The sequence below is a fragment of the Bacillus sp. 007/AIA-02/001 genome (assembly GCF_004634455.1).
Lineage (GTDB): Bacteria > Bacillota > Bacilli > Bacillales > Bacillaceae_G > Bacillus_A > Bacillus_A cereus.
Genome location: NZ_SEIY01000001.1, coordinates 844,496 through 857,757 on the forward strand (window position 1 = coordinate 844,496; position 13,262 = coordinate 857,757).

Consider the following 13,262-nt stretch of genomic DNA (forward strand, 5'->3'; position numbering starts at 1 on the left):
TTTTTATTTACGCTTTTAATTTCATTACAATATCAGCATCTGGTGTTACATATACGGTTTGTTGATTGTCGTACGTAACAAAACCAAGTTTTGCACCACTCGGTTTTTTGACATGGCGTATTTTGGTGAAATCAACAGGTACAGAGCTAGACTCTTTCGCTTTACTGTAATAGGCAGCAATTTTGGCAGCTTCTAGTAAAGTTTCTTCAGCAGGCTCTAAAGAACGAATGACAACGTGAGAGCCAGGTATGTCTTTCGTATGTAACCAAATTTCATCACGGCGGGCAAACTTCGTTGTTAAATAATCATTTTGTTTATTGTTTTTACCAACGAAAATCTCTGTGCCATCACTTGCTACATATTTATCTAATACTGGTTTAGTAGGCTTTTTCTTTGCGTTTTTCGTTTTGCGATTGCGCACATAACCTTCTTCAGCTAATTCCTCACGAATTTCTTCAATATCTTTTGAAGAAGCAGCTTCCATTTGTTGAAGTAAGCTATCAAAATAAAGAATTTCTTCATTTGTTTTTTCGATTTGTTCTTCTACAACAACAACTGAATTTTTTGCTTTTTGATACTTTTGGAAATAGCGTTGTGCATTTTCAGATGGTGTTTTTAAAGGATCTAATGTGATTTTTACAGTTCCACCATTCTCATCGTAATAATTAACGACCTCAATATCTTTATCGCCCTTTTTTAAAGCGTACATATTGGCTGTAAGTAGCTCTCCAAATAGTTGATATTTATCTGCTTTTCCAGCATCTTGCAGTGTTTTTTCGAGTTTAATGAGTTTTTTCTCGTTTTTATTTTTTTCGTTTTGCATAAAGCGTTCTAAATCATGAGCTTGTTGTTTTACACGATCACGTTCTGCTTTGCCAAAGAAGAAACGATCTAACAATTCGCTCACTGATGAGAATGTTTTTTCTTCTCCTTGCAAGTGTGTAAGAGGGAAAAGATAAAAGAATTCTTTTCCATTTGCAGTAATCATTGTAGGTGTATATGCATGAGATAGTAATGGTGTTTGTATAGAGAAAAATGCTTCTGATAATGCTTTCTCGTTTGCCATACCGGCTTTCTTTACTACTTCTTTTGCAAATAATGGGGATATTCCCATGAAAGCACCGACGAGTTGTTTATCCATATTTCCAGATAGAAAGTCTAGCGGTCTAATAAAATCATCTGCGGTTTCAATTTGCAGAGGATTGATTTTATGTTGGGCTGGTGGCGCGACGTACTCAGCACCAGCATATACAGTTCGGTGACGGTTTACGGCTAATGAAACGTGTTTTAAGCTATCTAAAATCACGTTTGTTTTCGTATCTAATAAGATAATGTTACTATGTCGTCCCATTATTTCAATTACTAATGTTTTTAATGATTCGTCTCCGATTTCATTACGACTGCGAACTGTAATTTGAATAATGCGTTCTAAGTCGATTTGTTCAATTTTTTCAATAAATCCACCTTCTAAATGTTTGCGAAGAAGCATACAGAACATCGGCGGTATTGCTGGCGAATCGTAGTTTTGATTCGTTAAGTGCATACGCGCATATGTAGGATGAGATGAAAGAATTAGTTTTTGGTTCTTTCCATTCGCTCGAATATGTAATAAAATCTCGTATTTTGAAGGTTGATATATTTTGGAAATTCTTCCTGTGTAAAGAGAATTTTCAATTTCATGTGTAATCGCTCTTGTAAATAATCCATCGAATGCCATAAATGAACACTCCTTTCTAACTAAATGTTAATTATAGCATTTTTTTGGACGAGGCTGAATAAGCTTTCAATAGAGTATGTCTGGAATCAGGAGGTCGATAGCAGGATGAACTGGTATGGAATGCGAGCACATGAAGTGGAAGAAAGAACGAATACGAATGTAAAGGTTGGACTTACAGAGAAAGAAGCAGAAGGGCGAGTAAAGAAATTTGGTACTAATGAATTAGAAGAAGCAAAAAGGCCTTCTGCACTAATGGTATTTTTAGCACAGTTTAAAGATTTCATGGTACTCGTTTTGTTTGGAGCAACAATTGTTTCTGCGTTTTTAGGTGAATACATTGATTCTATTGCTATTGTTGCCATTGTTATTATCAATGGTATTCTCGGCTTTTTTCAAGAAAGAAAAGCTGAAAAATCATTGGAAGCTTTAAAGGAACTAGCCGCTCCGCAAGTTACTGTAATGCGGAATGGAAAGTGGGTAAAAGCACCATCTAAAGCACTTGTTTTAGGGGATATTATTAAGTTTTCCAGTGGTGATCGTATTGGGGCTGATGTGCGTCTTGTTGAGGCATCAAGTTTATATATTGAAGAGTCTGCTTTGACAGGGGAGTCCGTACCTGTACAAAAGAAGGTAGAAGCATTGCAAGGGCAAGATGTTGCAATTGGGGATCAAAAAAATATGGCTTTTATGGGGACAATGATTACGCGAGGATCTGGTACAGGAGTTGTTGTAGCAACTGGTATGAATACAGCGATGGGGCAAATTGCAAATATGTTGCAAAATGCAGAGCAAATGGAAACGCCACTGCAAAGAAGGTTAGAACAGCTCGGAAAAATATTAATTATTGTAGCTCTTATTTTGACAGCGCTGGTTGTATTGGCTGGTGTGTATCAAGGGAATGAAGTATATCATATGTTTTTAGCTGGCGTATCGCTAGCTGTTGCGGCTATTCCAGAAGGATTGCCAGCAATTGTTACAGTAGCTTTATCACTTGGTGTACAGCGTATGATAAAAAAGAGAGCAATTGTAAGGAAGTTACCGGCCGTAGAAACGTTAGGCTGCGCTTCTGTTATATGCTCTGATAAAACGGGAACAATGACGCAAAACAAAATGATGGTAACACATATGTGGTCAGGCGGAGAATTGTGGAAAGTGACAGGGCAAGGATATGAACCTAATGGCTCTTTTATGAAAGGTGAAAAAGAAGTGAATCCAGCTAAGACAAAATCACTTTATCAGCTACTTACATTTGGTTCACTATGTAACAATGCAAATATTATTCAAAAGAAAAAGGCGTACGTATTAGATGGAGATCCGACAGAGGGAGCGCTTGTAGCTGCAGCAATGAAAGCTGGGATAACACGTGAGGCATTAAAAGGGAAATTTGAAATTATTCGTGAATTCCCCTTTGATTCAACTCGAAAAATGATGAGTGTTATTGTACGAGATCGAGAGGGGAAAAAGTTTATTGTTACGAAAGGAGCACCGGATGTTCTTTTGCAACTGAGTCAAACAATCTTATGGGGGGATAAGCAGCAGCCGTTAAGTGAGCTATATAGAAAAGAAGTACAGGCGGCTATTCATAGCTTAGGTAGTCAAGCGCTTCGAACAATTGCAGTTGCGTTTAAACCTTTAAAAGTCACGGATTCTATTGAACATGAAAGAGACGTTGAAAAAGATTTTATGTTGGTTGGAATACAAGGTATGATTGACCCGCCAAGGCCAGAAGTGGCGCAGGCGGTAAAAGAGTGTAAAGAAGCTGGTATTCGAACAGTAATGATTACAGGTGATCATAAAGTGACAGCAATGGCGATTGCTGAACAATTAGGAGTTTTACCACCAGATGGACGCGTTGTTGAAGGAGTAGAACTCGCGAATATGGATGTGGAGGAATTAGAAAATGTTGTAGAAGATACGTATGTATTCGCTCGTGTATCACCTGAGCATAAATTGAAAATTGTTAAGGCACTGCAAAATCAAGGACATATAGTAGCGATGACAGGTGATGGAGTGAACGATGCTCCAGCGATAAAAACAGCGGATATTGGGATAGCGATGGGAATTACAGGGACAGATGTTGCGAAAGAAGCCTCTTCACTTGTTTTACTAGACGATAATTTTGCTACAATTAAATCAGCAATTAAAGAAGGAAGAAATATATATGAGAACATACGTAAGTTCATTCGCTACTTATTGGCGTCAAATGTTGGAGAAATTTTAGTTATGTTATTTGCGATGTTACTTGCATTACCACTGCCGATGGTTCCTATTCAAATTTTATGGGTGAACTTAGTTACTGATGGTTTACCAGCGATGGCATTAGGTTTGGATAAGGCTGAAGGAGATGTGATGAAGAGAACACCGCGTCACCCGAAAGAAGGGGTATTCGCTAGAGGGCTTGCGTGGAAAATAATAAGTCGAGGGTTTTTAATTGGAGCAGTGACGTTAGTGGCGTTTATTATTGCGTATAACCAACATCCAAATGAACTGAAATATGCACAAACTGTAGCGTTCGCGACGTTGGTACTTGCTCAGCTTATTCATGTATTTGATTGTCGTAGTGAGCATTCTGTCTTTCACCGTAATCCATTTGGGAACGTGTATTTAGTAGGGGCGGTTATTATTTCGTTACTACTCATGCTAGTGGTTATATATTATCCACCGTTACAACCAATCTTTAGCACAATGCCGATACAAGCAAGAGATTGGTTATTAATTGGAGGTTTGTCATCAATTCCGACTTTCTTACTAGTAGGTTCTTTATTAACTGGGAAAAAGACTAAGAAGAAAAAGCCGATATTATATAAGAAGGGATTAAACTTGAAATAGTCAATGTTATGAAAATGTGATATAATTTACAGAAGGTAGTAGAGCCTTGTCTCTATTACCTTTTTCATTGAGTTATTTTATGGCTTGGATGTGATAAAAATGATTTCTAGTATGACAGGGTTTGGAAGATCGAAAGTAGAAAGTGATACTTTTCAAATTACAGTAGAAATGAAATCGGTGAACCACCGTTTTTTAGAGATGAGTATTCGACTTCCTAAGCAAATGATGGTATTTGAGGACAAAATTCGTAAAATAATTGCACAGCAAGTTCGACGTGGACGCATTGAAGTGTCTATTAGTATAGCGGGTGAAGGACTTGTTGAAAGAAAATTAAGTGTGAATTGGTCACTTCTTGAGCAGTACCAATCGATGATGGAAGATATAAAAGGGAAATTTCAATTACAAGATTCTATTACACTTCAGCAATTAATGGCAATGCCAGAAGTAACAGCAATTGAAGAAATAGAAAATGTAAATGAACATTTTGAGAACAGTTTATATGAGGCTGTTCGTCAAGCTGCTCATATGTTGAAAACGATGAGAGATGGCGAAGGAGAACGATTACATAAAGATATAGCGTATCGTTTACAAGAGATTAGCAATTGTGTAAATGCAATTATTCCACATGCACCAATTGTTACACAAAAATATCGTGAACGATTAGAAAATCGCTTAAAAGAATTACATAATCAAGATCTAGATGAACAAAGATTGCTAACAGAAGTCGCAATCTTTGCAGAGCGTTGTGATATTCATGAAGAGTTAGTTCGTTTGCAAAGTCATTTAGAGCAATTTCGTGAAACATTGCAGATTGAAGAGCCTGTTGGAAGGAAAATGGATTTCATCGTGCAAGAGATGCATAGAGAAATTAATACGATTGGTTCTAAGGCAAATGACTTAACAATTTCAAAATATGTTGTAGAAATGAAAAATAACCTTGAAAAAATTCGTGAACAAGTACAAAATATTGAGTAGCTTTCAAAAAATATATAAAGTTATACGTGGTGGAGAAATCGGATAGACTTACTAGGAGGCGCAAACTATGGCCATGCGGTTTTTAAATATTGGATACGGAAATATTGTATCTGCTCATCGAATTATTGCTATTGTAAGTCCGGAGTCAGCTCCTATTAAACGAACAGTACAAGAAGCACGCGAACATAATGCTTTGCTTGATGCTACGTATGGGAGAAAAACAAGGGCGGTTATTGTTATGGATGATGGGCATGTTGTATTAAGTCCAATTCAACCAGAGACGATTGCACATCGTTTGAATAATAAAGAAGATTTAAGTGAGGAAGGGTAGGTTTTACATATTTATGAGAAGTAGAAGAGGATTGCTCATCGTTCTTTCAGGGCCTTCTGGGGTTGGAAAAGGGACGGTTCGTAAAGAGCTGTTTAGCCATGAGGATACACGTTTTCAGTACTCTATTTCAGTAACGACACGTAAGCCGCGTGAAGGTGAAGTAGATGGTGTGGATTATTTCTTTAAAGAAAGAGAAGAATTCGAGGAAATGATTCGTAATGAAAAATTACTTGAGTGGGCTGAGTTCGTAGGTAATTATTACGGAACACCGATTGACTATGTTGAAAAAACATTACAAGAAGGAAAAGATGTATTCTTAGAAATTGAAGTGCAAGGAGCAATTCAAGTTAAGAAAGCTTTCCCAGAAGGTGTATTTATTTTCTTAGCACCTCCAAGTTTATCTGAACTAAAAAGCCGTATTGTCGGACGTGGTACAGAGACTGAAGATGTTATTGAAAATCGTTTAACTGTAGCGAAAGAAGAAATCGAGATGATGGACGCTTACGACTATGTAGTAGAAAACGATCAAGTTGAATTAGCTTGTGATAGAATTAAAGCAATTGTGGTTGGCGAACATTGCCGCCGCGAAAGGGTAGCAAAATATTATAAAGAAATGACGGAGGGTCTATAATTATGTTAAATCCATCAATTGACTCATTACTACAAAAAATCGATTCTAAGTACACATTAGTAACAGTAGCTGCAAAACGCGCGCGTGAAATGCAACTTGCTAATAACTGTGTTGTAGAAAAACCTGTTTCTCATAAATGTGTAGGTAAAGCATTAGAAGAAATCGATGCAGAAGCATTAAGCTACGTACCAAGTGAAGATAAAGTAGCTGAATAAGCCTTTGCCTTCGACAAAATAAAACATAGACTTTATAATTTTCTATGTAACGGTAACAACCTATTTACAAGTAGGTTGTTATTTTTTTACGAAAGGAATGAAATATTGGTACTGACGAGCTGAGAATTCTATTTCAGTATTATAAGTTTGAAAAAGAAAGAGGACGAGTCATATGCTAAAAGGGAAAAAGATACTTCTATGTGTAACAGGAGGCATTGCGGTTTTTAAAGCAGCTGCGTTAACGAGTAAATTGACACAATCTGGCGCGATTGTAAAAGTAATGATGAGTGAGTCGGCAATGAAGTTTGTTACGCCTCTTACATTCCAAGCGCTTTCTCGCCATGATGTATATACGGATACATTTGATGAGAAAGACTCAGCTGTTATTGCTCATATTGATTTAGCAGATTGGGCGGATGTTGTACTTGTCGCACCTGCTACTGCCAATTGTATTGGAAAGTTAGCTGGTGGTATTGCAGATGATATGATTACAACTACTTTGTTAGCTACTACAGCTCCGGTATGGATTGCGCCTGCTATGAATGTGCATATGTATGAAAATAAAATAGTTCAAAAAAATATGATGACATTGAAAACGCTAGGATATACATTTATTGAGCCTGGGGAAGGCTTTTTAGCATGTGGATATGTAGCGAAGGGACGACTAGAAGAACCTGAAGCAATTATTGCACGGTTAGAGGAAGCTTTCTCAGAACACAAACCATTGCAGGGAAAAAGAATATTAATAACTGCTGGCCCAACACGTGAAAAGGTTGATCCAGTTCGTTTTATGACAAATTTTTCTTCTGGAAAAATGGGGTATGCGATTGCGGAAGTGGCAGCGAATTTAGGCGCTGATGTTATACTCGTTTCAGGACCGACAGCATTAAATCCACCGTTACATGTAACGACAGTGCAAGTGGAATCTGCACAAGATATGTTAGAAGCGGTTCTTCAACATTATCAAAACGTAGACGTTGTCATTAAAACAGCAGCAGTTGCAGATTATCGTCCGAAATATGTTCATGAGAATAAAATGAAAAAGCAAAATGGTGATGCTGTCATTGAACTTGAAAGAACGGTGGATATTTTAAAAACGTTAGGTCAGAAAAAGGATAAACAGTTACTTATCGGTTTTGCTGCTGAAACGACAAATGTAGAGGAATATGCAACGAAAAAACTACGTGAGAAAAATGCAGATATGATTGTCGCGAATGATGTAAAAGCGCAAGGAGCTGGATTTGGCACGGATACGAATATTGTAACAATGTATAGAAAAGATGGAAAAGTTATTGAGTTGCCAATTTTAATGAAAAAAGAGGTAGCTCGTGAAATATTGAAGCAAATTGAAATGATGTTAGAAGATGATCGTTTATGAAATTTGCAAGTGTAATTGTTGATGTACCTGCCCGTCAGACAGATCGACCATTTGATTACATTATCCCTAAAAAATGGGAAGATATTGTACAGACAGGAATGCGTGTAGTAGTTCCGTTTGGCCCAAGAAAATTGCAAGGTTTTATTATTGGGATTAAAGATTCGGTGGATGTAGAAAGTAAGAAGTTAAAGACAATCCATGAAATATTAGATGTAACACCGGTTTTAAATGATGAATTATTAAAGCTTGGATATTGGCTTACAAGTGAAACGTTATGCTACATGATTTCAGCTTTTCAAGTGATGCTTCCAACTGCGATAAAAGCAACGTATAAAAAACGTCTACAACTTTGTAAACAGGAAGAAATAGCACCTGAAATACTATATTTATTTCAGGATAAAGAAGCAATTGATTTTGAAGTAATCGAGCAACAGCCACATTTATACCGAACTATTCAACAAGAAATTAAAAATGGTACGGTTGAAGTCGTTTATCAAGTGAAAGATAAAGTACAAAAGAAGAAGCAAAGAGTGGTTCAGCCGGAGTTGCCAGAAGATAAATTGGAATTAGCGGCATTTGAACTGAAAAGTAAAAAACAACAAGATGTACTTTATTATTTTGTGGAAAATTATAAAAGTGCACCGTTGAAAGTAATTACAGAAGAGTTACAAATAACAGATGCTCCAATAAAAGCACTTGTTAAAAAGGGATTCATTTCAGAAAAGTATGTGGAAGTATACCGAAATCCGTATGACGATGATGATTTTGAACAAACAAAACCATTTCCACTTACGGAGGAACAAAAACAAGTTATTACACCGATTTTATCATCAATTACAAATGAAACTTATAATCCATTTTTACTATATGGTGTTACAGGAAGTGGAAAGACAGAAGTATATTTACAATCTATAGCAGCAGTGCTCAAGAAAGGAAAAGAAGCTATCGTTCTTGTTCCTGAAATTGCACTAACGCCCCAAATGGTGGATCGTTTTAAAGGTAGGTTTGGCTCACAAGTTGCAGTTCTTCATAGTGCGTTGTCTGTTGGAGAAAAGTATGACGAGTGGCGTAAGATTTTAAGAAAAGAAGTGAAAGTTGTAGTTGGTGCGCGTTCAGCTGTTTTTGCGCCTTTTGAGAATTTAGGGATTATTATTATTGATGAAGAGCATGAATCAAGTTACAAACAAGAAGATAATCCGAGGTATCATGCAAGAGATGTAGCTGTCTGGAGAGGACAATATCATAAATGTCCTATCGTTCTTGGTAGTGCGACACCAACACTTGAATCGTTTGCAAGGGCGAAAAAAGGTGTTTATGAACTATTAACAATGGAAAAACGTATGAATGAACAAGCTTTACCAACGGTAGAGATTGTTGACATGCGAGAAGAACTTCGTGACGGGAATCGATCAATGTTTTCTAAGGCGCTGCATGAAAAAATAGCAGATCGATTAGAAAAGAAAGAACAAATGGTACTCTTTTTAAATAGAAGAGGTCATTCTACATTTGTTATGTGCCGTGATTGTGGGTATGTTGTTCAATGTCCGCATTGTGATATTTCATTGACATATCATAAAATGAATCATCGTTTAAAATGTCATTATTGTAGTTACGAAGAGAATATGCCAACTGAGTGTCCAGCTTGTCAAAGTACATACATTCGTTTCTTTGGTACAGGTACACAAAAGGTAGAAGAAGAAATTACAAAACTATTTCCAGAGGCACGAGTCATTCGAATGGATGTAGATACGACAAGTCGAAAAGGAATGCATGAAAAATTATTAAAGGCGTTCGGGGAAGAAAAAGCAGATATATTACTCGGAACACAAATGATTGCTAAAGGATTAGATTTTCCGAAAGTAACACTCGTTGGGGTGTTAACTGCAGATACGATGCTTCACTTACCTGATTTTCGGGCGAGTGAAAAGACATATCAGCTATTGACGCAAGTAAGTGGACGAGCGGGTAGACATGAATTGCCAGGGGAAGTTGTGATTCAAACGTATACGCCAGAACATTACAGTATAGAGTTAGCGAAGAACCAACAATATGATGTGTTTTTTGACCAAGAAATGCAAATGAGACGAACAAGACAATATCCCCCATATTACTATGTTGTACTCGTAACTGTATCTCATCCTGAATTATTAAAAGCGGTACAAGTGACGGAAAAAATTGCCTCGTATTTACGAACGCATTGCTCACAGCAAACAATGGTGCTAGGACCAGTTGCTTCAGCGATTCCAAGGATAAAAGATAGATATCGTTATCAATGCATGATAAAATACAAACGGGAACCAAACTTAAAGAACGTGCTCAAAATGGTAAATGAACATTATCAAGCAGAAATGCAAAAAGAGCTACAAATCTCAATTGATTTTAATCCAACAATGTTAATGTAGCGGAGGGAAATATGGCAGTTTTAGAAATAATAAAGCATCCAAATGAAGTGTTAGAAACACCATGCGAAAGAGTAATTAACTTTGATAAAAAGTTAGTGAAATTGTTGAAAGATATGCATGAAACAATGTTAATTGCGGACGGAGTCGGTTTAGCTGCGCCTCAAGTAGGTGTAAGCTTGCAAGTAGCGGTTGTTGATGTCGATGATGATACTGGGAAAATCGAGTTAATCAATCCATCAATATTAGAAAAACGTGGTGAACAAGTAGGTCCCGAAGGCTGTTTAAGCTTCCCGGGACTTTATGGTGAAGTAGAACGTGCCGATTATATTAAAGTAAGAGCACAAAATCGCCGTGGGAAAGTATTCTTATTAGAAGCGGAAGGATTTTTAGCGCGTGCAATTCAACATGAAATCGATCATTTACACGGTGTTTTATTTACATCGAAAGTGACAAGATATTATGAAGAAAACGAACTAGAATAGGTGTTAAAAGGAGCGGTTTTTAAATGATAAAAGTAGTGTTTATGGGAACACCGGACTTTTCAGTGCCGGTGCTTCGTCGTCTTATTGAAGATGGCTATGAGGTAGTAGGTGTTGTGACGCAACCTGATCGTCCAGTAGGTAGAAAAAAAGTATTAACACCTACACCTGTTAAAGTTGAAGCGGAAAAACATGGTATCCCTGTGTTACAGCCGTTAAAAATTCGTGAAAAAGATGAATATGAAAAAGTATTGGCATTAGAGCCAGATTTAATTGTAACAGCTGCATTTGGGCAGATTGTACCAAATGAAATTTTAGAAGCACCGAAGTATGGATGTATTAATGTTCACGCTTCTTTACTTCCTGAACTTCGTGGTGGTGCACCAATTCATTATGCAATTATGGAAGGTAAAGAAAAAACAGGTATTACAATTATGTATATGGTAGAAAAATTGGATGCTGGTGATATCTTAACGCAAGTGGAAGTTGAAATTGAAGAGCGTGAAACGACAGGCTCATTATTTGATAAATTAAGTGAAGCAGGAGCACACCTTCTATCTAAAACAGTACCTTTATTAATCCAAGGTAAGTTAGAACCGATTAAACAAAACGAAGAAGAAGTAACGTTTGCGTACAATATAAAACGTGAGCAAGAGAAAATTGATTGGACAAAAACAGGTGAAGAAGTATACAATCACATTCGCGGATTGAATCCATGGCCAGTTGCTTATACAACTTTAGCGGGACAAGTTGTTAAAGTATGGTGGGGAGAAAAAGTGCCTATAACTGAACCGGCTGAAGCAGGTACGATTGTTGCAATCGAAGAAGATGGTTTTGTTGTAGCAACGAGTAATGAAACAGGTGTTAAAATTACTGAATTGCAACCTTCTGGTAAAAAGCGTATGAGTTGTTCACAATTTTTACGTGGAACAAAACCTGAAATTGGAACGAAGTTAGGAGAAAATGCATGAGACAAAATGTTCGTGAATTAGCTCTTGATGGTTTAATTCAAGTGGAAAAAAGTGGTGCATATAGCAACTTACTTTTAAATAATCTAATTGAAAAAAGTGCAATTGATAGAAAAGATATTGGTTTATTAACTGAAATTGTATATGGAACGATTCAACGTCGTGACACATTAGATTATTATTTACAGCCTTTTTTAAAAAAGAAGGTTGAGGCGTGGGTAAGAGTATTGCTTCGCTTATCTTTATATCAAATGATTTATTTAGACCGAGTGCCAGAAAGAGCGGCTATTCATGAAGCGGTTGAGATTGCAAAGCGTCGCGGGCATAAAGGAATTGCTGGTATGGTGAACGGTGTATTACGTTCGATTCAGAGAGAAGGTGTACCTTCTGTAGATGAAATCAAGGATCCAGTAGAACGTCTTGCAATTACAACAAGTCATCCAGTTTGGCTTGTCCAAGAGTGGACTTCAGAATACGGTTTAGAAACTGCAGAAAAAATGTGCGAAGTAAACATGTTACCCCCTGTACCAACAGCGCGTGTGAATGTTGATAAGGTAACGGTAGAAGAAGCGATTGAGTTGTTGGCAAGTGAAGGTATAGAAGCAAAAAGTGGTGACTTATCAGATGATGCAATTCAGATTGAAAGAGGAAATGTAGCGCATACAGAAGCGTTTAAAAAAGGATTTCTTTCTATTCAAGATGAAAGTTCTATGCTTGTAGCACGCGCTTTAGAACCGAATACGGGAGATGCAGTTCTTGATAGTTGTGCTGCTCCAGGCGGAAAAACAACGCATATCGCGGAACGATTAAAGGGAACTGGTAAGGTCATGTCCCTTGATTTACATGCACACAAAGTACGTTTAATTAAACAGCAAGCAGAGCGACTTGGTCTAGAAAATGTCGAAACTAAAGCGCTAGATGCTAGAAAAGTGCAAGAGCACTTTGCAAATGAAACGTTTGATAAAATATTGGTAGATGCACCGTGTTCTGGATTTGGTGTAATTAGACGTAAGCCTGATATTAAGTTAGGAAAAGATAAAGGCGATAGTGAAAGATTATCGACGATTCAAATTGCAATACTAGAAAAAATAGCACCATTATTAAAACAAGGCGGTCGTCTTGTTTATAGTACGTGCACAATTGAGAAAATAGAAAATGAACAAGTAATAGAGAAATTTTTACAAGAACATCCTGAATTTGAATGGGATACTACGCTTAAAGAGCGTATGCCAGAAAAATTAACTCCGTATATTGATGAAGGTCAAGTACAAATTTTACCGCATTATTTTGCGACGGATGGCTTTTATATTGCTTGTTTAAGGAAGAAGGTGTAGCAT

General features: G+C 37.0%; 11 protein-coding genes. 10 read left to right on the forward strand and 1 reads right to left on the reverse strand.

Annotated features, from left to right (window positions below):
* Positions 1–7: 7 nt before the first annotated feature.
* On the reverse strand, positions 8–1,717 hold the full coding sequence (locus ES895_RS04610) for an Rqc2 family fibronectin-binding protein (RefSeq protein ID WP_000863279.1): 1,710 nt from the start codon (positions 1,715–1,717) through the stop codon (positions 8–10).
* 105 nt (positions 1,718–1,822) lie between these two features.
* Between ES895_RS04610 and ES895_RS04615 the strand changes: the two genes are divergently transcribed.
* From ES895_RS04615 to rsmB, 10 genes are all read left to right on the forward strand, one after another.
* Positions 1,823–4,546: a calcium-translocating P-type ATPase, SERCA-type gene (locus ES895_RS04615; RefSeq protein ID WP_001104777.1), complete on the forward strand. Its 2,724-nt coding sequence runs from the start codon at positions 1,823–1,825 to the stop codon at positions 4,544–4,546.
* A 99-nt stretch (positions 4,547–4,645) separates the two neighbouring features.
* Positions 4,646–5,521 (forward strand): YicC/YloC family endoribonuclease, encoded by an 876-nt coding sequence (locus ES895_RS04620; RefSeq protein WP_000625869.1) that lies wholly within the window; start codon positions 4,646–4,648, stop codon positions 5,519–5,521.
* Positions 5,522–5,588: 67 nt separating this feature from the next.
* The gene (gene remA / locus ES895_RS04625; RefSeq protein WP_001251456.1) at positions 5,589–5,852 is read left to right on the forward strand and encodes an extracellular matrix/biofilm regulator RemA; all 264 of its coding nucleotides are present in this window, start codon (positions 5,589–5,591) and stop codon (positions 5,850–5,852) included.
* Positions 5,853–5,865: 13 nt separating this feature from the next.
* Positions 5,866–6,483: a guanylate kinase gene (gene gmk / locus ES895_RS04630; protein WP_001257741.1), complete on the forward strand. Its 618-nt coding sequence runs from the start codon at positions 5,866–5,868 to the stop codon at positions 6,481–6,483.
* A 2-nt stretch (positions 6,484–6,485) separates the two neighbouring features.
* Positions 6,486–6,698: a DNA-directed RNA polymerase subunit omega gene (gene rpoZ / locus ES895_RS04635; protein ID WP_000933960.1), complete on the forward strand. Its 213-nt coding sequence runs from the start codon at positions 6,486–6,488 to the stop codon at positions 6,696–6,698.
* Positions 6,699–6,870: 172 nt separating this feature from the next.
* Positions 6,871–8,076, forward strand: a complete 1,206-nt coding sequence (gene coaBC, locus ES895_RS04640) for a bifunctional phosphopantothenoylcysteine decarboxylase/phosphopantothenate--cysteine ligase CoaBC (RefSeq protein ID WP_000911749.1) — start codon at positions 6,871–6,873, stop codon at positions 8,074–8,076.
* Entirely contained in the window at positions 8,073–10,478 is a 2,406-nt protein-coding gene (gene priA / locus ES895_RS04645; protein ID WP_000666715.1) for a primosomal protein N', read from the forward strand. Before coaBC ends, priA begins: the two co-directional genes overlap by 4 nt.
* A gap of 11 nt (positions 10,479–10,489) precedes the next feature.
* A complete protein-coding gene (gene def, locus ES895_RS04650) occupies positions 10,490–10,960 on the forward strand; it encodes a peptide deformylase (RefSeq protein ID WP_000279455.1) in 471 nt (156 codons plus the stop codon).
* Between the two features lie 23 nt (positions 10,961–10,983).
* Positions 10,984–11,928 carry a methionyl-tRNA formyltransferase gene (gene fmt / locus ES895_RS04655; protein WP_000598804.1) on the forward strand — a complete coding sequence of 315 codons (945 nt, stop codon included), beginning with the start codon at positions 10,984–10,986 and terminating at the stop codon, positions 11,926–11,928.
* Complete coding sequence (gene rsmB / locus ES895_RS04660) at positions 11,925–13,259, forward strand: 16S rRNA (cytosine(967)-C(5))-methyltransferase RsmB (RefSeq protein WP_001249668.1); 1,335 nt, start codon at positions 11,925–11,927, stop codon at positions 13,257–13,259. The genes fmt and rsmB overlap by 4 nt, the downstream gene beginning before the upstream one ends.
* The last annotated feature ends 3 nt before the right edge of the window (positions 13,260–13,262 follow it).

Coding starts and splice junctions, on each gene's coding strand:
- ES895_RS04610 (WP_000863279.1), bottom strand. CDS start 1,717: ATGGCATTCGATGGATTATTTACAAGAGCGATTACACATGAAATTGAA.
- ES895_RS04615 (WP_001104777.1), top strand. CDS start 1,823: ATGAACTGGTATGGAATGCGAGCACATGAAGTGGAAGAAAGAACGAAT.
- ES895_RS04620 (WP_000625869.1), top strand. CDS start 4,646: ATGATTTCTAGTATGACAGGGTTTGGAAGATCGAAAGTAGAAAGTGAT.
- remA (WP_001251456.1), top strand. CDS start 5,589: ATGGCCATGCGGTTTTTAAATATTGGATACGGAAATATTGTATCTGCT.
- gmk (WP_001257741.1), top strand. CDS start 5,866: ATGAGAAGTAGAAGAGGATTGCTCATCGTTCTTTCAGGGCCTTCTGGG.
- rpoZ (WP_000933960.1), top strand. CDS start 6,486: ATGTTAAATCCATCAATTGACTCATTACTACAAAAAATCGATTCTAAG.
- coaBC (WP_000911749.1), top strand. CDS start 6,871: ATGCTAAAAGGGAAAAAGATACTTCTATGTGTAACAGGAGGCATTGCG.
- priA (WP_000666715.1), top strand. CDS start 8,073: ATGAAATTTGCAAGTGTAATTGTTGATGTACCTGCCCGTCAGACAGAT.
- def (WP_000279455.1), top strand. CDS start 10,490: ATGGCAGTTTTAGAAATAATAAAGCATCCAAATGAAGTGTTAGAAACA.
- fmt (WP_000598804.1), top strand. CDS start 10,984: ATGATAAAAGTAGTGTTTATGGGAACACCGGACTTTTCAGTGCCGGTG.
- rsmB (WP_001249668.1), top strand. CDS start 11,925: ATGAGACAAAATGTTCGTGAATTAGCTCTTGATGGTTTAATTCAAGTG.